22 protein-coding genes are annotated in these 22,611 nt (G+C 33.2%); 7 read left to right on the top strand and 15 right to left on the bottom strand.

The annotated features are described in order from the left end of the window. Positions 1–31: 31 nt before the first annotated feature. The 3 genes from sppA to ACFSC2_RS14400 all read left to right on the top strand — a co-directional run bounded on the left by sppA (position 32) and on the right by ACFSC2_RS14400 (position 5,528). Positions 32–1,789, top strand: coding sequence for a signal peptide peptidase SppA (gene sppA, locus ACFSC2_RS14410; RefSeq protein ID WP_379814718.1), 1,758 nt, complete (start codon positions 32–34; stop codon positions 1,787–1,789). Positions 1,790–1,799: 10 nt separating this feature from the next. Beyond that, entirely contained in the window at positions 1,800–2,747 is a 948-nt protein-coding gene (locus ACFSC2_RS14405; RefSeq protein ID WP_379814719.1) for an alpha/beta hydrolase family protein, read from the top strand. Positions 2,748–2,921: 174 nt separating this feature from the next. Beyond that, entirely contained in the window at positions 2,922–5,528 is a 2,607-nt protein-coding gene (locus ACFSC2_RS14400; RefSeq protein ID WP_379814720.1) for an AsmA-like C-terminal region-containing protein, read from the top strand. Between the two features lie 108 nt (positions 5,529–5,636). On the opposite strand, the gene ACFSC2_RS14395 is transcribed toward ACFSC2_RS14400, so the two are convergent. Together ACFSC2_RS14395 and ACFSC2_RS14390 are read right to left on the bottom strand one after the other, a co-directional pair. After that, positions 5,637–6,680, bottom strand: a complete 1,044-nt coding sequence (locus tag ACFSC2_RS14395; RefSeq protein ID WP_379814721.1) for a glycosyltransferase family 9 protein — start codon at positions 6,678–6,680, stop codon at positions 5,637–5,639. Between the two features lie 253 nt (positions 6,681–6,933). Further along, positions 6,934–7,728: a DUF2797 domain-containing protein gene (locus ACFSC2_RS14390; protein WP_379814722.1), complete on the bottom strand. Its 795-nt coding sequence runs from the start codon at positions 7,726–7,728 to the stop codon at positions 6,934–6,936. Between the two features lie 247 nt (positions 7,729–7,975). Here ACFSC2_RS14390 and ACFSC2_RS14385 point away from each other — a divergent pair, with 247 nt between their 5' ends. Both ACFSC2_RS14385 and ACFSC2_RS14380 read left to right on the top strand, forming a co-directional pair. After that, entirely contained in the window at positions 7,976–9,505 is a 1,530-nt protein-coding gene (locus ACFSC2_RS14385; RefSeq protein WP_379814723.1) for a GH3 auxin-responsive promoter family protein, read from the top strand. A gap of 5 nt (positions 9,506–9,510) precedes the next feature. Then, positions 9,511–9,753 carry a redox-active disulfide protein 2 gene (locus ACFSC2_RS14380; protein WP_379814724.1) on the top strand — a complete coding sequence of 81 codons (243 nt, stop codon included), beginning with the start codon at positions 9,511–9,513 and terminating at the stop codon, positions 9,751–9,753. Positions 9,754–9,898: 145 nt separating this feature from the next. Here the strand turns inward: ACFSC2_RS14380 and serB are convergent, their stop codons facing one another. The 7 genes from serB to ACFSC2_RS14345 form a co-directional block, all read right to left on the bottom strand. Next, positions 9,899–11,128, bottom strand: coding sequence for a phosphoserine phosphatase SerB (gene serB, locus ACFSC2_RS14375; RefSeq protein ID WP_379814725.1), 1,230 nt, complete (start codon positions 11,126–11,128; stop codon positions 9,899–9,901). 155 nt (positions 11,129–11,283) lie between these two features. After that, positions 11,284–11,721, bottom strand: coding sequence for a VOC family protein (locus ACFSC2_RS14370; RefSeq protein ID WP_379814727.1), 438 nt, complete (start codon positions 11,719–11,721; stop codon positions 11,284–11,286). 67 nt (positions 11,722–11,788) lie between these two features. Beyond that, complete coding sequence (locus ACFSC2_RS14365) at positions 11,789–12,226, bottom strand: SRPBCC domain-containing protein (protein ID WP_379814728.1); 438 nt, start codon at positions 12,224–12,226, stop codon at positions 11,789–11,791. Between the two features lies 1 nt (position 12,227). After that, positions 12,228–12,638 (bottom strand): VOC family protein, encoded by a 411-nt coding sequence (locus tag ACFSC2_RS14360; protein WP_379814729.1) that lies wholly within the window; start codon positions 12,636–12,638, stop codon positions 12,228–12,230. Between the two features lie 101 nt (positions 12,639–12,739). Beyond that, positions 12,740–13,144 (bottom strand): SRPBCC family protein, encoded by a 405-nt coding sequence (locus tag ACFSC2_RS14355; protein WP_379814730.1) that lies wholly within the window; start codon positions 13,142–13,144, stop codon positions 12,740–12,742. Positions 13,145–13,159: 15 nt separating this feature from the next. After that, positions 13,160–13,576, bottom strand: coding sequence for an SRPBCC domain-containing protein (locus ACFSC2_RS14350; RefSeq protein ID WP_379814731.1), 417 nt, complete (start codon positions 13,574–13,576; stop codon positions 13,160–13,162). Between the two features lies 1 nt (position 13,577). Next, positions 13,578–13,985, bottom strand: a complete 408-nt coding sequence (locus ACFSC2_RS14345; RefSeq protein WP_379814732.1) for a VOC family protein — start codon at positions 13,983–13,985, stop codon at positions 13,578–13,580. 141 nt (positions 13,986–14,126) lie between these two features. Here ACFSC2_RS14345 and ACFSC2_RS14340 point away from each other — a divergent pair, with 141 nt between their 5' ends. Further along, on the top strand, positions 14,127–15,092 hold the full coding sequence (locus ACFSC2_RS14340) for a GlxA family transcriptional regulator (RefSeq protein ID WP_379814733.1): 966 nt from the start codon (positions 14,127–14,129) through the stop codon (positions 15,090–15,092). Between the two features lie 144 nt (positions 15,093–15,236). Here the strand turns inward: ACFSC2_RS14340 and ACFSC2_RS14335 are convergent, their stop codons facing one another. The 6 genes from ACFSC2_RS14335 to ACFSC2_RS14310 all read right to left on the bottom strand — a co-directional run bounded on the left by ACFSC2_RS14335 (position 15,237) and on the right by ACFSC2_RS14310 (position 21,052). Beyond that, complete coding sequence (locus tag ACFSC2_RS14335) at positions 15,237–15,893, bottom strand: murein L,D-transpeptidase catalytic domain-containing protein (protein WP_379814735.1); 657 nt, start codon at positions 15,891–15,893, stop codon at positions 15,237–15,239. Between the two features lie 245 nt (positions 15,894–16,138). Beyond that, positions 16,139–17,371, bottom strand: coding sequence for an ATP-dependent Clp protease ATP-binding subunit ClpX (gene clpX, locus ACFSC2_RS14330; protein WP_379814736.1), 1,233 nt, complete (start codon positions 17,369–17,371; stop codon positions 16,139–16,141). 171 nt (positions 17,372–17,542) lie between these two features. Further along, positions 17,543–18,217, bottom strand: coding sequence for an ATP-dependent Clp endopeptidase proteolytic subunit ClpP (gene clpP, locus ACFSC2_RS14325; protein WP_379814737.1), 675 nt, complete (start codon positions 18,215–18,217; stop codon positions 17,543–17,545). A 233-nt stretch (positions 18,218–18,450) separates the two neighbouring features. Then, positions 18,451–19,773 carry a trigger factor gene (locus tag ACFSC2_RS14320; protein WP_379814738.1) on the bottom strand — a complete coding sequence of 441 codons (1,323 nt, stop codon included), beginning with the start codon at positions 19,771–19,773 and terminating at the stop codon, positions 18,451–18,453. Positions 19,774–19,887: 114 nt separating this feature from the next. Beyond that, positions 19,888–20,232, bottom strand: a complete 345-nt coding sequence (locus ACFSC2_RS14315; RefSeq protein WP_379814739.1) for a phage holin family protein — start codon at positions 20,230–20,232, stop codon at positions 19,888–19,890. 55 nt (positions 20,233–20,287) lie between these two features. Further along, entirely contained in the window at positions 20,288–21,052 is a 765-nt protein-coding gene (locus ACFSC2_RS14310) for an alpha/beta fold hydrolase (protein WP_379814740.1), read from the bottom strand. A 208-nt stretch (positions 21,053–21,260) separates the two neighbouring features. On the opposite strand from ACFSC2_RS14310, the gene ACFSC2_RS14305 reads away from it, so the two are divergent. Continuing rightward, positions 21,261–22,589: a hypothetical protein gene (locus tag ACFSC2_RS14305; RefSeq protein ID WP_379814741.1), complete on the top strand. Its 1,329-nt coding sequence runs from the start codon at positions 21,261–21,263 to the stop codon at positions 22,587–22,589. Positions 22,590–22,611: the final 22 nt, after the last annotated feature.

Below are 22,611 nucleotides of genomic sequence, written 5' to 3'. Positions count from 1 at the left end.
TTTTTGCTACTTATTAAAAAAAAATATACTTATGAAGTTTTTAGGAAATGTACTTGCCACAGTAATTGGTATTTTTGTCTTTATCATGATCTTCTTTTTTGGAGTAATCCTGATTGGGGCTATTTTTGGAGGAGATGACATTGTTGCTGCAAAATCGGATTCGGTTATTGAACTCAATTTAAAAGAAATCAAAAATGACTATGCCGGAAAATACAAAGATCCTTGGGTAACTAAATTTTCAGGCGGAAAAGAAATTGGTTTAACAGATGTTATCAATGCAATCGAAGCAGCGAAAACGGATGATAACATCAAAGGAATTTCGATATTAAACGACGAATCTTCGCTTGGTCTTGCACAATACAAAGATTTGAGAAATGCATTAGAAAGCTTTAAAAAATCAGGAAAATTTGTCTGGGCATATGCCAATACTTATTCGCAGAAAGAATATTATCTAAATTCTGTAGCCAATACTGTTTATTTAAATCCAGCTGGAGATTTAGATTTTAAAGGTCTTTCTTCTGAAGTAATGTTCTTTAAGGATTTTCAGGACAAATCTGGAATCCATATGGAAGTTATTCGTCACGGAAAATACAAAAGTGCCGTTGAGCCTTTCTTAGAAAATAAAATGAGTGATGCTAATAGAGAGCAGATTACAGCTCTTTTAAACTCACTTTGGACAACAATTTCTACAGATATTTCTAAAAGCAGAAACATTCCACTACCAAAACTAAACGAAATCGCAAATGGTCTCTTGGCAAGAACTCCAGAAATGGCAAAAGAACAGCATTTAGTTGATATTGTTGCTTATGAAGATGTATATCATAATGCCATCAAAAAAGCATTAAAAGTAAAAGAAGACGAGGATTATAATAAAATTTCGATTGCAGATTATACTCAAAATAATATCACGACTGCTTTGGCAAACACCTCAAGCGATCAAATTGCAATTATTTACGCTCAAGGCGAAATCACAGGCGGAGAAGGCGATGTAAATACAATTGGTGAAGGATCAATGCGTCGTTCTTTACAAGAAGCAAGAAAAAATGACGATGTAAAAGCAATCGTTCTTAGAATTGACAGTCCAGGCGGAAGCGCATTAACTTCTGACTTGATTTGGAGAGAGATAGAAATCACTAAAAAAGTAAAACCTGTTGTTGTTTCTATGGGTAATTATGCCGCTTCAGGTGGTTATTATATTGCTTGCAACGCAAATAAAATTTTTGCCGAAAACAATACTATTACTGGTTCTATTGGAGTATTTGGCGTTTTACCAAACTTCTCTCCTCTTGCCAACAAGTTAGGAATTAATTCTGAACAGGTTAAAACGCACGAAAACGCTCCAAATTATAGTCCGTTTGTACCCGTTGACGAAAAGTTCAAAGCATTTACATTAGAAGGTGTAGAAAAAATCTACAACACATTTGTTAGTCATGTGGCTCAAGGCCGAAAAATGACTTTTGAACAAGTAGACGCTATCGCGCAAGGGAGGGTTTGGTCTGGAACTGAAGCTTTAAAATTAGGATTAGTGGATAAAATAGGCGGCTTGAATGACGCGATTACTGAAGCTGCGAAAATTGCTAAGATCAAAGAATACAGCACTCAGAATTTTCCTGAATACGATAAATCGCTTAATGATTTGTTTTCGGGTTTACCATTTGCACAATCTAAAGAAGCTTTTATAAAAGAAGAAATCGGAGAAGAAAACTATAAACTTTTAGAACAAGTGAAGAGATTTCAAAAACTAAAAGGAGTTCAAACTATTCTTCCTTACGGACTTAATATTTATTAATTAAATCGAAATGAATAAGATAATTTTCTTCTTGACGGTTTTGTTTTTGAGCGCTTTAAATGCTCAGAATAAAAAAGACATTACATTTAAAGAAACTCCAATTGTCCTTAAAATAAATGTCGATCAGCTTTTCGGAACCTTAACGACTCCTGATCTTACCAAGAAATATCCGGTTGCTTTAATTATTGCTGGTTCTGGACCTACGGACCGAAACGGAAATAATCCGATGATGAAAAACAATTCTTTGAAAATGCTGGCTGAGGCGCTTGCTAAAAACGGAATTGCTTCTTTACGTTATGACAAAAGAGGAATTGGAGAAAGCAAAAGTTCTGCTATTTCTGAAGGCAGTTTGGTATTCGAAAATTATATTGAAGACGCCAAAAGCTGGATTAATTTATTAAAACAGGACAAACGCTTTTCTAAAGTTATCATTATTGGTCACAGCGAAGGATCTTTGATCGGAATGATTGCCGCTGCTAAAGCAGATAAATTTGTTTCGATTGCAGGGGCTGGCGATTCTGCCGATAAAATCATTAAATCACAGATTGCTTTAAAATCTATGAAGCCACTTGAGGACATGACTTTCCCAATTATTGACAGTTTGAAAAGTGGAAATACGGTAAAAAAAGTTGACCCAATGCTGAATTCACTTTTTAGGCCAAGTATTCAGCCTTATTTGATTTCTTGGTTTAAATACAATCCGCAGAATGAGATTAAAAAATTAACAATTCCGGTTTTAATTTTACAAGGAAATAAAGATTTACAAGTTACCGTTAAAGATGCCGAAAATTTAGCACAAGCAGATACAAAGGCAGAAATGCTGATTGTAGACAAAATGAATCATGTTATGAAAATTATAGAAGGCGACCAACAGGCCAATATGGAAAGCTACAATAATGAAACATTACCGATTTCTGAAGCGCTTGTCTCAAAAATAATTTCATTTATTGAAAAATAAACTAAAATAAAACACTTTAAAAATCCGTTTGATACTTATGATCAAACGGATTTTTTATTTTAACAAAAATTAAAACAATTCCTACATAATTAGTAAAACTTTATCTTTGAACTCTTGTAAAAAAAACTACTTTTGCAAGGTCGATTTTATGTGAAACCTCAAATCTAAATTTATATGCTAAAGAAAGTTCTAAAAATAAGCGCCATTGTTCTTGTGGTGTTTATAGCTGCATTATTTGCCATTCCGTATTTCTTTAAAGATCAAATTAAAGCTAAAATTACAGAAGCTATCAACGAAAGTGTCGATGCAAAAGTAAGCTTTAACGATGCTGATCTAAGCTTGTTTAAAAATTTCCCGAATGCTACAGTGGGAATTGAAAAACTAGTTATTATTAACAAAGCGCCTTTTGAAGGAGATACCTTGGTGTCTTTGGGAGAATTAAATTTAAAAATGAGTATTAAAGAACTTTTCAAAGGAAAAGATGAACCTTTAAATATTCAAGGAGTTAGCTCTACCAACGGATTAATCAATATTATTTTTAATAAAGATGGTGTCGGAAACTTTGACATTGCCCTTAAAGATAAAAAAGAAGAAACAAAAACGGAGGAAAGCAAGCCGTTGTCTTTAAAAATTCAAAACTACAAAATTGAGAATTTCACCTTTAGATATATCGATCAAGGTTCAAAAATCAAAATGGTTATTGATAGTTTAAATCACGAAGGAACTGGAGATTTTACCAACTCAAAATTGGATTTAACTACAAAAACAACAGCTAAAGTTTCATTAGACATGGACAAAATGAATTACATGAAAAATGTAAAATTGACTTTGGATGCTGTTCTTGGAATTGATTTAGATAAAAGCAAATATACTTTTAAAGAAAATAAAGCTTTGATTAACCAATTGCCTTTAGAATTTGACGGATTTATTCAAATGGCAGAAAAAGCACAGATTTATGATTTGAAGTTTAAAACTCCAACTTCATCATTTACTAATTTCTTAGGCTTAATTCCTTCTGCTTACGCATCAAGTTTAGACGGCGTAAAAACTACGGGAGACTTTACTGTAAATGGTTTTGCGAAAGGAGAATTAACAGAAACTACAATCCCGAAATTCAATATTGCGATTGCATCTAATAATGGATCTTTTCAATATCCTAATCTTCCAAAATCAGTTCAGAATATTGTGATTGATACAAAAATTATCAATGAAACTGGAATCTTAAATGATACTTACGTTAACTTGGATAAACTTTCTTTCAAAATTGATCAAGACGTTTTTAGTGCCAAAGCAAATATCAAAAACATATCTGTAAACCCAATTGTTGATGCTGCTTTAAAAGGAACTATCAATTTAGCAAACCTTTCAAAAGCGTATCCAATCAAAATGGACAAACCATTGGCAGGTATTTTAAAAGCCGATGTTACTACTAATTTTGATATGGCTTCTGTTGAAAAAAGCCAATATCAAAACATCAAAAATGCTGGAACAATGAGCTTATCAGGATTTAAATACACTGATGAGAATAATAAATCAATGAATATCAGCACTGCGTTAGTTCAGTTTAATACCAGCACTATTAACTTAAAACAATTTGATGCAACAACTGGAAAAAGTGATATAAGCATTAATGGAGTTTTGGAGAATTTCTACGGATTTATGTTTAAAAAACAAGAATTGAAAGGAAACTTCAATATGAGCTCTAATCAGCTTGCTGTTGATGATTTTATGACTTCTGGCGAGCCTGCTAAAAAAGAAGCAGAAACAAAAACTCCGGCGAAACCTGCTGAAGCAATGAAAATTCCAGCGTTCTTAAATTGTACTTTAAATGCAAAAGCAACTACAGTTTTATACGATAATTTAAAACTTAAAGATGTTTCTGGAAAACTGATTATTAAAGATGAAAAAGCAACTTTAGAAAACTTTAAAACTTCTATTTTCGGCGGAACAATTGGTTTAACTGGTGCGGTTTCTACAAAAGAAAAAGTTCCTACTTTTGATGTGAATTTAGGTTTTAATCAAGTTGATATTGCGCAGACTTTTACGCAATTGGACATGATGAAAAAAATTGCTCCGATTGCAGGAATCATCAACGGTAAATTGAATTCGACTATTAAATTAAACGGAAATCTTGATGCTAAAGAATTGACTCCGGATTTAAAATCGCTTTCGGGAGATTTATTAGGGCAATTGTTATCTACAACTGTTACTCCTAAAAATTCTACGCTTTTAAATTCTTTAAGCTCAAACGTTAAATTCTTGGATTTAAACAAATTGAATTTGAATGATTTGAAAATGGCGCTTACTTTTGATGATGGTAAAGTAAACGTAAAACCTTTCGACATTAAATATCAGGATATAAAAGCTACTATTGGAGGTACACATGGTTTTGATCAGAATATGAATTATACGATCAAATTTGATGTTCCTGCAAAATATCTTGGAACAGAAGCTAATAATTTAATCGCGAAATTATCTCCTTCTGATGCTGCAAAACTGGATAATATTCCAATTACGGCTTTGATGACTGGAAACTTTTCTAGTCCAAAAATCAGCACAGATATGAAAGCTGCTGTAACTAATTTAACAACACAATTGGTAAATCAGCAAAAAGAGAAATTGACTCAAAAAGGAACTTCTGCCCTAACTGATTTAATTAACAAAAACACTAAAGCTAAAGACACGACACAAGCGGCTAAAACCGAAAAAGAGCAAAAAACTCAAGAAGTGACGAAAAAGGCAAGTGACCTATTAAATGGTATTTTTAAGAAAAAGAATTAACCTTTTAAAGTTACTAAGTTGCTAAGCAATTTAGATACTGAGTTTAAATAAAAAAACCTGTTCTGGATTTATTCTCGAACAGGTTTTTATTTTTTATGTCTTAAAAATTTATCTTTTCAAAATCGTATTAATTGCTTTAACAAAGTCTGGGACGTCTAAAACATTCGTATCTAAACCGATACTTCCGTTTCCATAAGGTTCATATTTTTTCAAATTAGAAATAGAAAACAAACCAGCAGTCGGGGCTTTTGACGCACTCGCCAAATGCATAATACCGCTGTCTGCACCTACAAAAACATCAACATTTGCCAGAACAGAACCTATCTCACGAACATCTTTACTATAAAAAGTAGGCGCTTCAAAATTGATTTGTGAAACATTTTCTACAGGCAGCACTTCAAAAATATTATAATCTGTATACTCTTCTTTTAAAGCTTTATAAAATGCTTCCCACCAAGAAACGCAGTAACATTTTTCGCCTGTTGCATAAGTAAAAATGGCAATTGTTTTTTTGGACGGATCGATGATTTGATCTAATATTTTTTTTCCGTTTGCAATTTCGTTTTCCGAAAGTCTTAAATCTAAAAGTGCAACAGGTTCATTTGTCATTTCAATTCCTGCCTGATTTAAAAAATAACGAAAATTATAAACAGGATATTTAGCAATATGATCGTAATCGGAATATTCTAATGTTACATTTTCTGGAAGGTCTCCAAAAAACTTATATTTTGCACTAGAAAATTGAACGGCAAGACGTCCAGAAGAAGAGTTTTGATCTACATTAATTACGATATCGTATTGCTGCTTTTTGATCAGTGTCCAAACCTTTAAATACTTTATAAGTTCCTTAAAAGGCTTTTTGGGTAAATCGATTATTTTGTCAACGTTATTATATTTTTCAAAAACAATAGGCGCAAGAGTGCCTTTTACAAATAAATCTATTGTACAACCTGGAAATGTTTTGGTTACTTCTTGAATAAGCGGTGTAATTAAAAGCAAATTTCCTAATCGCCCGTTGGGTCTGCAGATTAGGACTTTTTTAATTTTGTTTTTGTCAATTGGTCCTCTTTTACTGACCGAATTTCCAATGTTTTTGGTCAAATTACGCATTAACTTACGCCTGACCACGTTAACTTTTTTTAAGTTACCCATTCATTAAATTGTTTTTAGAATTAAAAGTTTTAACTAATATTTGATCGTGTGTATTGTATAAACCTTCTCAAATATAAGTTAAATATTTCCTAAAATTAAAATCTTTGAATAAGCATATATTACAAAATTGTAAAATAATTTATCAAAATTCGCATCATCTATTTTTAGAAGATGTTAAAATACAAGGATAAATGCACATTGGCATCAATCTTTATACGGTATCCTGCTAAAAATAGACGAGTGAGTCAAATCGTTAGACGTTTATGGTAACAATGTATCCTTCTGATCCACGGATATTAAAAACGGTTCCGTCTTCAAACAATAAATATTGTCCCTTAATCCCCGTTAGTTTGCCCGCGTATGATGGCGTTTTGTCTAAGTTTAAGCTGTTTACTTTTGCAGGATAACTCAAAACTGGGTATTGTAACTCGTACAAATCATTTTTTTGAGCATAAAAATATTCTTTCACTTCTGCTGGAATAAGACTTTCAATTTTTGCTTTTTCTGCAATTAAATCAAAAATCTGATTATTTTGCTGGAGCATTTTTCTCCAATTTGTTTTGTCTGTATAATGATCTTTTAAAGCGACCTCGGTAATTCCAGCCAAATAACGATTCGGAACTTCGACAACAGCAATGGCCTGCACCGCGCCTTGATCTATCCAACGTGTCGGCACCTGTGTTTTTCGGGTAACACCTACTTTAATTTCGCTCGCCACTGCCAGATACACCACGTGAGGCTGTAACTGTACTTTAGATTCATATTCTAAATCACGATCTTCAATTCCTAAATGTGCCGTACTTAATTCTGGACGCATAATCCAGTCTCCTACTGCTGGGCTTGAATAAAAACAGTCATAACAAAATCCCTGACGAAAAATCTTTTTCTTTTTATTACAATTTAGACATTGATATCCAGCAAAATTAATTTCAATTTCTTTATTTAATAATTGATTTACGTTTAGAAAACTGTCTTCAAAAACCAAATAATATTGAATCGGATTTCCTAATTCAGTTTGCATTTTACTGAGTACACCTTGGTATGTCATTATATTTTAGATTGTTATTTTTAGTTTTTTGATTTATTTGCTCTGAGGCAAATTCAAATTTTATAATTCAATAGAATCAGAATCTTTACTATAAATAGAATGGTTTTTTTTACAAAAAAACACTATTTTTGATACAGTGACAAAGTTACTATTTGTCTGTTGATATTCAAATTTTAAATTTTCTGCTTTTACAATAATGGTAAAATCGGTAATCTAAAATCAACAATTTTAAATACAAAATTCACACATGCCGTTATCCATAATTAATTCGTTTGCATCTTGGGTTCTCAAACAGAGAATTCATCAAATCGAGCTTTTTTTAAAATACCCAAATGAGGTTCAGGAAGAATTATTGCATAACTTATTGACAGCATCAGAAAATACGGTTATTGGCAAAAAATACGACTTTTCGAGCATCAATTCTTATCAGACATTTGCAGAAAGAGTTCCAATTGCTACTTACGAAGAATTACAGCCGCTTATTGAGCGAACGCGTCAAGGAGAACAAAATGTTTTCTGGGAAACACCGATAAAATGGTTTGCCAAATCAAGCGGTACTACAAATGCAAAAAGCAAATTTATACCTGTAAGTAACGAAGCTCTTGAAGATTGCCATTACAAAGGCAGCAAAGATCTTCTTTGTTTGTACTTAAACAATAATGAGGATTCTGAATTGTTTCTTGGAAAAAGTCTTCGCTTAGGCGGAAGCTCTCAGATTTACGAAAACAATAATACTTTCTTCGGAGATTTATCGGCAATTTTGATTGAAAACATGCCTATTTGGGCGGAATTCAGCAGTACGCCAAGCAGCAAAACTTCGTTGATGAGCGAATGGGAAGCGAAGATGGCAGCCATTATAAACGAAACAAAAAATGAAAATGTAACCAGTTTTGCGGGAGTTCCTTCTTGGATGCTGGTTTTAATGAATAGAGTTTTAGAAAATACCGGCAATCAAAATTTATTGGAGCTGTGGCCTAATCTTGAAGTGTATTTTCATGGAGGCGTAAGTTTTTCTCCATACCGAGAACAATACAAGAAAATTTTGCCAAGCAAGGATTTTAAATACTACGAAATCTACAATGCATCAGAAGGATTTTTTGCCATTCAGGATTTGAATAATTCTAGTGATTTATTACTAATGCTGGATTACGGAATTTTCTACGAGTTTATTCCGATGGATACTTTTGGCACGCTAAACCAAAAAGTGGTTCGTCTGGCTGATGTTGAATTGAATAAAAACTACGCCATTGTTATCACGACCAATTCTGGTTTATGGCGTTATTTAATTGGCGATACCGTTCGTTTTACCTCTTTAAATCCGTACAGAATTCGAGTTACAGGAAGAACAAAACATCATATTAATGTTTTTGGAGAGGAATTGATGGTAGAAAATACCGATCAAGCGATTGCTAAAGCATGTCAGGTTACTCAGACCGAAGTAATTGATTATACAGTTGCTCCTATCTTTATGCAGGATAAAGAAAAAGGTGCTCACGAATGGATGATTGAATTTAAGAAACATCCTGCTGATGTTGGACTTTTCCAAAAAGTTCTGGATGAAACCCTGCAGACTTTAAACTCAGATTACGAAGCGAAACGCTATAATAATATGACCTTAAATCCTTTGGTAATTAATGTTGCGCGAGAGAATTTATTTTATGATTGGTTGAAAGAAAGAGATAAATTGGGCGGACAGCATAAGATTCCGAGACTTTCTAATCAGAGAGATTATTTGGAGCAGTTGAAGGAAATGTGTGTAAAAGATAATTCTATTTAATTAAGATGAAAAATACCAAATTCAGCGAAATGACCATAGAAGAACTGATTAAAAATCAGAAAACTTTGAAAACAGTGAATACTATTTTTGCTGTTGTATTGTTTATGTTATTTGCTCTTAACTTATTTATTGTTTTTATGAAAGGGTTCAGCGCCATGAATGTTGTTCCGATTGCCTTACTGCCTATTCTTTTTTTGAATTTAAATAATTTGAAGGAAATTAAGAAAGAACTGGAATCACGAAAGTAAAAACAACTTTGTAAAAATAAAAAACCTCAGCACTTTATTGAAAAGACTGAGGTTTTCTTTTTTTATTTTGATTGTCGAGCTGCTTGTGGAGATCCCTCGTTCCTCGGGATGACAAGCTTACCGACAACGATTATGATAAATGATATTACATCATATCGATATATCTATCATGATAACCTAAAAGGTATAAAACTCCATCAAGACCTAGACTTGAAATTGACGTAGAAGCGCTTTCTTTTACTTTTGGTTTGGCGTGGAAAGCGATTCCTAAACCTGCTAAATTCAGCATTGGTAAATCGTTTGCTCCGTCGCCTACTGCAATGGTTTGGTTGATATGAATTCCTTCTTTTTCTGCGATTGCTTTTAAATGTTCGGCTTTCTTTTGTCCGTCAACAATATCACCAATATATTTTCCGGTTAGTTTTCCATCTTTTATTTCTAACTGATTGGCGTGCACATAATCGATTCCTAATTCTTTTTGAAGATATTCTCCAAAATAGGTAAATCCTCCTGAAAGAATTGCGGTTTTGTAACCGTAATATTTTAAAGCTTTCATCAATCGATGTGCGCCTTGTGTAATTGGCAGATTGATAGCTACGTTTTGCAAAACTTCTTCGCTCAAACCTTCCAGCAATGCCATACGTTGTTTGAAACTTTCGTTAAAATCAATTTCACCATTCATCGCAGATTCTGTAATCGCACGCACTTGCTCTCCTACTCCATTAAGTTCTGCCAATTCATCGATTACTTCGGTTTGGATTAAAGTTGAATCCATATCGAAACACACTAAGCGACGGTTTCTTCTATAAATATTATCTTCTTGAAATGAAATATCGACATTCAACGTTCTTGAAATCTCCATAAAACTTGCTGTCATGATAATCTTGTTTACAATTTCGCCCGTTACAGACAATTGAATACAAGAACGAGGATATTGTTCTTTTTCGACAATTGAAGTTCTTCCTGTTAATCGGATAATAGAATCGATATTCAGGTTTTGGTCTGACATTATTTTGGTTACAGCTGCCAATTGCGAAGCGGCTAGTTTTTCGCCCAAAATATTAATGATATAGCGCTGTTTTGACTGCGATTTTACCCAAGTTTCGTAATCTTCTATAGAAATCGGAATAAATTTTACTTTGATTTCTAATTCATAAGCTTTGAAAAGAAGGTCTTTTAAAACGGGTGCAGAACTTGACCCAGCAGCGATTTCGAATAAAATCCCTAAAGAAAGTGTATCGTGAATATCAGCCTGGCCAATATCTAAAATATTAGCATCATATGCTGCTAATACGGCTGTTAAACCTGCTGTTACTCCAATTTTATCGTGTCCTGAAACTTTTAATAAAATGATCTCTTTATCTTCTGCTGCCATTTTGTGTTGTGAATTTGAAGCGACAAAAATCGACAATCTATTGTTGATAAAAAAGAATATTGTTTGTTTTTTTAAACACAAAAAGCACATAATAATGTGCTTTTTGAAATAATTTAACAATTCTATTTCAGTATTAGAATATCGTAACTTTTATCTTATTTGTTTGGCTGATTTTCGTCAAAATTTACCATCCAGTTAATTCCAAACTTGTCTTTGAACATTCCGAAATAAGCACCCCAGAAAGTTTTGTTCATTGGCATTTCTACTTTTCCCCCAGCAGACAATCCGTTAAAAATACGGTCAGCTTCTTCTGTACTTTCTGTATTGATCGAAATAGAGAAATTTTCGCCAAACGGAAGATCGCCAAATCTTGTAGAACTATCGCTTCCCATTAAAATAGTTTCACCAATAGGAAGAGAAACGTGCATGATTCTGTCTGCGTCTGCATCAGAAACCTCGTCACATCCTTCTTCTTTTGGCATGTCTTTAAATTTACCGATATACGGAAATTCTCCTCCAAAAACCGATTTGTAAAATAGAAACGCTTCTTCGCAGTTTCCGTTAAATAATAAATAAGGATTTACTGTTGCCATGATACTTTTATTAATGTTAATTTGTTTGTTGTTTTTAAAAAAATAATCTTTAATCTTTTTTAAAAAACTACTCCTCCGAAAGTTCTTTGATCGTCTCCACCGCTTTTGGAAAAGCTTCTTTAAAATAATCAATGTGCTGATCGATGACGTCAACTTCTACCTGAAGATCGATCTTGTCTCCATTTTGAGTCAGACGATACGTTTCCATTGCTCCGCTCCATTTTTGAGTTTCTTCATTTGGCGGTACTTCTTTAAAATCTTTGACTTCTCCAAGATGCTTAAAAGCCATATATTCGTTCGGAATTTTAGTTTCAATAACGCTATTCATTCCCATTCCATTTGGCCCAAGAAAATAAATTTTATCTCCTTCATTCCAATCCGATTGTGCATAACTTCCTTCACAGAAAGCACCTGTCCATTTTCGGTACGTTTCGTCGTCCCATAAGACTTTCCAGATTTTTTCTCTAGAAGCCTTGATACTGGTATTAAATTTAAGTTTTTCCATATCAATGAGGTAATTTATTAAAGTCCATATATAAAACATTCCATCGATGACCATCCAAATCGGCAAACCCGCAGCCATACATCCAGCCTTGACTTTCAGCAGGAGGTGAGAAAACTATTCCGCCTGCTTCTGCTGCTTTTTTAGCTAATTCATCAACTTCTTCTCGGCTTTCTGCATCAATCGAAATCAGAATTTCTGAACTTGATTTCGTATCTGTAATTCCGTTTTGCGAAAAGCTTGAAAAAAGCATTTCTTCAAAAAGCATTACTACAAAATGCCCTTCGCCCACAACCATACAAGTAGAACTTGGAGTATCGTGCTGTTCGTTAAACGAAAAACCAATTTTCCAGAAAAAGTCTTTTGCTTTTGCTACATCCTTTACAGGAAGATTTAACCATATTTGTTTTGTCATTTTTTTTGTTTTTTGTGTTAGATATTTTTTAAACCATATAAGTTATGTAAGTCATTTTAAGTTTGTAATCTTTGAACCTTTGTTGCTTTGAGTCTTTACTGCTAATTCGACTCCACATAAATCTTAAAATTATTCAAAATCGCCTGCCAGCCGCCTTTCTGCATTTCTTCTGGATTTTCGCTTTCTGGATCAAAGCTTTCAATAATTTCAACACCATTTGGAGTTTCTTTAAATGTTATTTCGGTCTTTCTGCCATCACCCATTGTGTAGTTTATGGCTTCATTTTGTTTTACTAAAGTATATTCTCCCCAAAAATCAAAACTCATGCTGCCGTCTTTTGCTGCCATTGTCGTTGAGAATTTACCGCCTTCTTTCAAATCATTTTCTGCTTTTGGTGCGTGCCATTCTGGAGAAGCAAAAGCCCATTTTGTAATGTGTTCTGGTTCGTTCCAAAATTTCCATACTTTGTCTAGAGATGCCTTTACGGTTGTTTGTACTGTTATCATTCTTATTTTTTTTATTTAATAATAATTCTGATTTGTTTCGGCATAGGTTTTAAAATGATCAATTACAGCCTGACACCATCCTCTCTGCATATCTTCTGAGTCTTCAACATTGGGTTCAAATATCTCAGTAAGTTTTACAGCATCATTATTTTCTTCAAAACGAATGGTTCCCGTTCGGTTATCAAAAAGTTTATATTCTATCAATGAAAAAGCTTTTACATCTGTATAAATTCCTTCAAAATCAAATCCTGCACTTTTATCTTTTGTCTGCATCGAATACTTAAATTTCCCATTGATTTTTAAATCATTTTCTGCATCCGTTGTCTGCCAATCTTCAGACGGATAATTCCATTTTACAATATGCTTTGGCAAAGTCCATAATTCCCAAACTTTTGCGATCGGCGCATTAATTATAGTTTGTACCGAAATCATCTTACATACTTGGAATTTGACTTTCATCCATATAAAAAACTTCCCAATGATGTCCGTCTATATCAAGAAAATTTCTTTGATACATCCAGCCATAATCTTTTGCTTCCAAATATTCACTTCCTCCAGCATTTGGCACTTTCTCAATCATTTCATCTACTTTTTCACGAGATTCTAAAGAAATAGAAATAAGAACTTCGCTGGTTGTAGCAGTATCGCAAATTTGCTTTTTAGTAAAGGTTTGATAAAACTCTTCAACCAAAAGCATGACATTTATATTCTCTCCGATTACTAAGCAAGTTCCTTTATCATTTGTAAATTTTTCATTGAATGAAAAACCCAGTTTTGTAAAAAAGGCAATAGACTTATTTAAATCTTTTACAGCAAGATTTAAGAAGATTTTTGTTTTCATCTTTATAAAATTACGAATTAATTAAAACAAATTTAAAATATTAAGATTAGTTTAAAATGTCAATTAAAGTCATTTTTAGGGGCAAATGAGACAAAATGATTATTTTTGTGTAGAAGTGGAATCTCCAAAAAACACAAAATCATGAGCAGGAAATTAGGATTGATCGTACCTCACGACTATAAATTGTTAAGTATTGCCGCCATTTTAGAAGTATTCGAAACAGCCAACAAACTTACTTCTGGAAACGAAAAACCATTCGAAATCATGCTTTTTCAATCGGAGAATCAAATTGATCAGGGAAATCTTTTTGGTTACAAAGTCAATTGGATAGAAAACTCTGAAACCATTCTCGACCTGATTTTGATCCCAGCGTTTACGACTGACAATATGAGCGAGATGATTAAAAAGAATAGAAGTTTTATTCCGTGGCTTCAAAAACAACATCAAGCTGGAGCCGAATTAGCAAGCTTTTGTACTGGAGCTTTTCTCTTTGCTGCTTCTGGTTTACTGAATGAAAAATTAGCCACAACACATGTTGACGCCTGCAGTGCTTTTACCAAAACTTTTCCGATGGTAAATCTAAAACCCGAAGAAACTTTGACTGCCGACGGAAGTTTGTACACCAGCGGAGGCTCAACCTCAACTTTTCATTTATTAATATTATTAGTTCAGAAATTCTGCGGAAACGAAATGGCGGTAAAAATTGCCAAAATCTTTTCGATAGATTTAAATCGATACAAACAAAGTTATTTCAGCACTTTTAGACCGAATCATTTGCACAATGACACGTTGGTTGCCATGTTACAGCAAAAAATTGAAAGCCAATATCATTCCATAGAAAAGCTCGAAGAAATCACTAAAGATATTCCGACGAGTGCTCGAAACATGACACGTCGATTTAAGCAGGTAACAGGAATTCCGCCAATTGAATATTTACAGAATATAAGAGTCGAAAGCTCTAAAAAATACTTGGAGCAGACACAACTTTCGATTTCAGAAATTATAGAAAAAACAGGCTATAACGATCCGAAAGCATTTAGAAAAGTATTTTATAAAATGGTAGGAATGAAACCTATTGAATATAGAGAGAAATTTAGGGTTCAATAATTTTTTGGCAGCAGAAAATTCGGTTTCAAAAACACCTCTAGTCCTGCTCTACGCTATATCTTTTACTGCGAACCCCGCAGTAAAAGGATGCCGCTTCGATCAGGGCTGACGAGTACTTTTTATTTTCAAAATTTCTAAAAAAGCTTAAGAAGACTTGATAATCCACATTAAAACTCTTTTGTTGACTTTAAGCATTTCATCGATTTCCTTCATGCTTTCATTAGAAACTGCGGGACAGCCCCAGCCTTCTGGAGTTCCGTTAGGGTAAATTTCATCGTCAGGAATGGCGTTCCAGGAATGAAGTACAATTGCACGGCTCAAAGCATTCGAATTGGTTTTATCTTTTCCCATAAGCAAATAATTAACCTTGATTCCCCATTGACTTACGCCGCGACTGGAAATCATATATTTCCCAATCGATGAACAATGCGAATCTGCTACATTACTAATTGGAGCATTTTCTTTATTCATTTCACCGCCCCACGCCGCATCGCCGCAACCGTGACTAACCATATATGATTTTACAATTTTATTTTTCTTAAAATCATAAACGAAAAACCTTTTTAAACCAGAATGCTTCCCTAAATCAATCAAGAAAAAGAAATCTTGATTGTAGTTATTGGCTTTGGTAAAAAGCTGCGCCTGTTTAAAATAAGAGTCGTAGTCTATCTCTTTTGGTTTTACTGCTGCATTCGAACTTTTGTTCGTTTCTTTTTGAGAAACCAACAGCGATTTATCTTCTGCTCTTGTCAAGCAGGAACAGAATAAAAACAAACCAATTAAGGTATAGAGTACTTTCATAAATTATTTTTTAATTTTTTCTCAACACTTTTATAATCAGATATAAAACATAAAGAAAAACAATAAAAAATGAAAAGATTACAATCTGCCACAAAAACAATCCAATATCAAAACTGTTGATCAACTTATTCATAATTTTAATTTAAATAACCTCATCAAATATAGGAAACAACTGTAGAATTTCAAGCATAAAAAAAACCTGTTCAAATAAATGAACAGGTTTTAAAGATAAACTTTTTAAATATTTAAGAAGCAATTTCCATACGCTTCAATAAATTTTTATTTAATGTATGTTCTGCATATTCTTTGTCAATTACAAGACTTGTATCTTGTGAACTTGGTAATTCGTACATTGCATCTGTTAAGATTGCTTCACATAACGAACGTAATCCACGAGCTCCTAATTTGTACTCTAAAGCTTTGTCTACAATAAAATCTAAAGCTTCGTCTGTAATAGTAAACTCAACTTCATCCATTAAAAATAATTTCTGATATTGTTTTACCAAAGCATTTTTAGGCTGTGTCAAGATGGCACGCAATGTTTCGCGATCTAACGGATCCATGTGTGTTAATACCGGAAGACGACCAATAATTTCAGGAATCAATCCAAAGTCTTTAATGTCTTTTGGAACAATATATTGCAGTAAATTATTTTTATCTATATTATCTACATTTTTAGAAGTTGAATACCCAACTGCCTGACGGTTTAAACGTTTAGAAATGATACGTTCCACTCCATCAAAAGCTCCTCCTGCAATAAACAAGATGTTTTGTGTATTTACTTCAACAAATTTTTGGTCTGGGTGTTTACGTCCTCCTTTTGGCGGTACGTTTACAACTGTTCCTTCTAATAATTTTAATAATGCCTGCTGTACACCTTCTCCAGAAACGTCTCGCGTAATTGATGGATTATCGCTCTTACGTGCAATCTTGTCAATTTCGTCAATAAATACGATTCCTCTTTCGGCTTTAGTTACATCATAATCGGCTGCTTGAAGTAAACGTGTCAAAATACTTTCAACGTCTTCTCCAACATAACCTGCTTCTGTTAATACTGTTGCATCAACAATTGCTAACGGAACGTCTAACATTTTTGCGATGGTTTTAGCCACCAATGTCTTTCCTGTTCCGGTTTGACCAACCATAATAATGTTGCTTTTTTCAATCTCAACTTCATCGTCTAATTGCTGCTGCATTAAACGTTTGTAGTGATTGTAAACGGCAACTGACATTACTTTTTTAGTCTGGTCTTGACCAATTACATATTGATCTAAGAAAGCTCTAATTTCTTTTGGTTTCTTTAAAATTAAGTCGCCAACTAGTTTTGCGCTTCCGCTAGATTTTAATTCTTCTAATACAATTCCGTGTGCCTGCTCAATACACTTATCACAAATATGTGCATTAATTCCAGCGATTAATAAATTAGTTTCTGGCTTTTTTCTTCCACAAAACGAACATTCTAATACTACTTTTGCCATTCTTTATTTAAGTTACTAAGCTGCAAAGATACTAAGTTTTTAAGCTTTTACAGTTTAAAAATCAAAAACTTAACTCCTTACAGCTTAATATTTTTGTTTTTTTGTTTTTTTGTTTCAAGTTTCAGGTTCACTAAAAGCAACTTCAAACTTCAAACTTGTAACAAACTAAAATTATCCTCTTCTTAAGACTTCGTCTATCATTCCGTACTCTTTCGCTTCGTCAGCTTTCATCCAGTAATCGCGTTCACTGTCTTTATGAACTCTTTCAAAAGACTGGCCAGAGTGTTGTGAAATAATGTGGTACAATTCATCTTTCAATTTCAACATTTCACGTAAGTTGATTTCCATATCTGTTGCAACACCTTGTGCACCTCCAGACGGCTGGTGAATCATTACTCTTGAATGTGGTAATGCAGAACGTTTTCCTGCTGCTCCTGCACATAATAAAACTGCTCCCATAGAAGCTGCCATTCCAGTACAAATTGTAGCTACGTCTGGTTTGATGAACTGCATTGTATCGTAAATCCCTAAACCTGCATAGACACTTCCTCCTGGAGAGTTTAAGTAAATTTGAATATCTTTTGAAGCATCAGCACTTTCTAAAAATAATAACTGAGCCTGAACGATATTAGCGATTTGATCGTCGATACCTGTTCCTAAAAAGATAATTCTGTCCATCATTAACCTTGAGAAAACATCTAATTGAGAAATATTCAACTGACGCTCTTCAATAATATATGGAGTCATGTTTGTTGGAGTCATTGCAGCAACGATTTTATCGTAATACATTGCATTTACTCCTTGGTGCTTTGTAGCAAATTTTTTAAATTCTTTACCGTAGTTCATATGTATCTGTTCTAAGTTTATGTTATAATGATATAATTTTCTCATCAAAGGTTGTACCTCTTTCAAAAGAATGTCAATTTGTCTTATTTTTAAGTTTCTGATATTCTAAGATACAAAGGTTCAAAGTTTTTTCAAATTGAACATATTGCAAAACTTGAAATCTAGAACTTGAAACAAAAAAAACGTCGATAGAAATAACTTCTATCGACGCTAATATAATTAATTTTCAGAAATTATTCTCCGTAAGACGCAGCAATAAATTCTTCGTAAGTAACTTCTTTTGTTGTTGGATTTGCTTTTTCTTTGAATAAATCTAACAATTTAGCTGCTACAACTTGCTCAGAAAGTCTTTTTACTTCTTCTTGGTTAGATAAAACTCTAGCAACAATTCCTTCTACTTCTTCGTCAGTTGGATTTGTTTGACCAAATTGAGCCATTTGTTGTCTGATAGCTCCTGAAGTAAATGATTTCAAATCTTCAAATGTAATTTGGATATTACTTTGAGCCATTGCTTTTCCTTCAATTAATTGGAAACGTAAACCTTTTTCAGATCTTGCGTATTCAATTTCAGCTTCTTCTGCAGAAAGTTTTTTCTCTCCTACAGTTTGCAGCCATTTTTTCAAGAATTCTGCTGGTAAATCAAATTTAGTGTTCTCGATCAAGAAATCTTGAACGTCTAACAATAATTTTTGGTCCGCTTGCTGTGCAAATTGTGCTTCAGCATCTTCTTTAATTTTTGATTTTAACTCGTCTAAAGAAGCAACTTTTCCTTCTCCAAAAAGTTTATCAAATAATTCTTGGTTTAATTCTGCTGGCTCAGATCCGTTGATAGCGCTGATAGTAAAATCTACTTCAACATCTAAACCGTGAACACCTTCGTGACCCACTTTTAAGTAATCCATTAATTGGTGATCGTCATCAAATAAACCTTTTGTGCTCACTTTGACAACATCTCCAACTTGTTTTCCTACGAATTGCTCTCCAGCTTTTTTACTAAATGCGCTGATAGCGATTGTAGTTGTATTGTTAATTCCTTCTGCTTCATTTGAGAAAGTTCCAGTTAAGTCTGAGTTTGCATCAGATACTTCTTGTGGAATTGCTTTTCCAAATTGTTTTTGGATACGCTCTACTTGTCCGTCGATTAATTTGTCGTCAGCAGTAACGATGTATTTTACGATATTGTTTTTAGCTTCAAGATCAATTTCGAAGTTTGGCACTAAACCGATTTCATATTCGAAAGTTAATTCCTCAGCATCCCAGTTAATATCTTCACCAAATTTAGGAAGTGGAGTTCCTAAAAGATTTAATCTTTCAGATTGGATATAACGCTCTAAAGCCAAATCAACTACTTTTTTGATCTCTTCCTGCTTGATAGCTTTTCCGTATTGCTTTTCAACAAGATCTTTAGGCACTGCACCTTTTCTAAATCCTTTTACCTGCGCTAAAGGCATTTTTTCGTTAATTCTTTTTGCAACTTGACCTTTATAATCCATGTGAACCACATTCATTACAATTGTCTCATTTACTGCGTCTATTGCTACTCTTTTAATATCCATCTTCTTCTTTAATTTACATAATAAAATTGGGTTGCAAAATTATAAAATTTTTGCAACCCAACCAAGTTTTTAATTTATTGTCTTTGAAGCGTTTTAATGCTCTTCGATTTTGTTCTATTTATCGTCTCCTAATATTTTATAAGTAATAGACTGTAGGACCGATAAAATAACACTAAATATCAATGCAGTCAAGAATGAATCGACCGCAAAACCGCCTACTATATAAGTACATAATATAATTATTAAAGCATTTATGACCAATAAAAACAGCCCTAAAGTCACTATCGTTACAGGAAGTGTAAACAGAACTAGAATCGGCTTAATAAATACATTTAGCAAACCTAAAACTACTGCTACAATTACAGCGGTACCAAAACTAGCAACGTGCACTCCCGTTAAAAGATTAGACAATAGCAAAACTAAAGCGGCAGTGACTAGAAGTCTAAGTAATAATTTCATAGTTTTTTTTATTTTAAAAGTTTAAATAAAAGTAGTCATTTTTTTAATGAAATAATTACTGCTTCAAAAACTCGCTTGTTATTTCAAAAAACATTTTAGGATTTTCGGCATGAAGCCAATGTCCTGCGTTCGGAATCGTTTCTAATTTCAAATTTGGAAAATGTCTATGAATATCTTCTAAATCTTCATCTTGAATGTAGCCTGAATTTCCACCACGAATAAATAATGTTGGTTTATCGAAAGTTAAGTTTTCTGGCAAAGGTTTTCCGATAGCATCCAAATTATTATTAAAAGCTTCTAAGTTGAATCTGAACGCTAATTGTCCTGGCTCCTTCCAATATAGATTTTTCAGCAAAAACTGTCTCGTTCCAAAATCAGAAACATATTTTGATACGATTTCTTCAACATCAGCTCTACTTGGTTTAACAGAAAAATTGACTGCATTTAAACCAGCCAAAATATCCTGATGATGTTGTTTGTAGAATTTCGGACCTATATCTGCCACAATTAGTTTATCTACAATTTCTGGATGTGTTGTTGCAAAAAGCATTGCCACTTTCCCACCCATTGAGTGTCCTAAAATATCAATATTTGATAATTGATTAGTCTGACAGTATTCAAACACATCCTGAACCATTGCTTCGTAACTCCACTCGTCTGAATGAAAGCTGCGGCCGTGATTTCTTAAATCTAAAATATGAACCTGAAATCCAGCTTCTACATATTGACCTGCCAAAGTTTTCCAATTATCAGACATTCCAAGAAATCCATGCATAATGACAAAAGGTTTCCCTTCGCCTTCTATTTTTGAGTAAAGCATTCTTATTTTTTTTTAATTGCATCACAAATTTAAAAAAACTTCTCTATTAATCTGTAAGAGAATATGTTTGTCGGCTATTTTAATTAGTGTAAAAATTAACAAAAAAAGTTCCCATGTTTACGGTTTCCCGTAAGGATTAAAAAAGTAAATAATATACCTTGCGCCCCAAATAAAAATTTATAAATCATTTAATTTTTAACACCAAATCATGATCAAAAAATTCCTTTTATTATCATTAGTCGCATCGCAGCTTATGGTTTCTTGTTCAAGTGATGATAGTGACAACACTAAGCCAGAAACAGAATTATCTTTGGAAGAGCAAATTGCAGAACTTACAAAAAAATCGTATTCTGAATTAACTCCAGACCAGCAAAAAGTAAAACTAGAAGCAGAAGCTAATGAAATGCTTACGCAGCTTGACAAAACAAAAAGTTCTGGTGCTATTGAGGCATTAGAAAATTTAAGCAGACTTTTAGATTTAAGTTCTGTAGATATTTTCAATGGTAAAAATGACAACGAAGCAGAAGATATTTTGAATGTATCTGGCGTTTACGGAATTTATACTTGGAATAATGCAGGACAAAAATGGGATAAAACAGCTTCTTCAACTGAATTGAAATTTGTTTTTCCTGCAAAAAGATCTCAAACAGCAAACAATGCTTCTTTTTCTTCAAAAAGTACTTCTTCTGATATTAAAATAGAAATAACAGATAGTTATGACTGGGAATCTGGTGTTGAAACCAATGATCACATTTTCTTGCCTTTAACTGCTGATGCAATCCTGACAATTGACTCAAAAGAAGCAGCAAGCTTCAATCAAACTGCAAAATATTCTAACGGAAAACAAGCACCTGAAGAATTTGCTTACAAAATGGTTTTGAATGATGGATACACATGGGAAATGAGTTCTAAAAAAGGAGCTTCTAATACAGGAAAAGCCTCTCTTACTTATAATGGTAAAACTCTAATTAATTTTAACGCTGGAAGCTCTGCTAATATCGATGCATTGATTGACAATGACGAACTTGTTCAATACAGAGGTAAAGCAAACGGATTATTCCAATTAATGGACAATTTCGTTGTTGTTGCGGACACAGATTTAGCAACTGCTGCTGCAGAAAAAGCTACTTTAGACAAAACTGTAACTTACCCAACTGAATATGATTCACCAAATTTTTACACGGATTTAAATGCATATCACAAAAAATTAACGGACGGAAGAGTAGCCAATTTCAATAAAAACACGAAATTAATCTTAGTTTCTAAAAAAGACGGAACTAAAATCGCTGATATTGTTCAACGTTCTGAAAAAGGTTACAGCTATACAACTACACCAAGTGTATGGGTTGCTGATCCAAAAAATCCAAATGGAGGTTACTACCAAGAAGGTAAAGAAGTTACAGTCCAATATTATGATGCTGTAGATTATTTAAAATTTAATGATAAAACAGAAGTTTCTATGGAAACTTATTTCTCAGCTGGATTCAGTAAATTTGAAACTAAATTTGAAGATTTTATTGCTGCTTTCGAAAAATAACAGCTTTTAAAATATAGCATAA

It is taken from the genome of Flavobacterium artemisiae (assembly GCF_042678225.1).
In the GTDB taxonomy this organism is placed as follows: domain Bacteria; phylum Bacteroidota; class Bacteroidia; order Flavobacteriales; family Flavobacteriaceae; genus Flavobacterium; species Flavobacterium artemisiae.
This window is presented reverse-complemented; position numbering and strand designations above follow the sequence as displayed.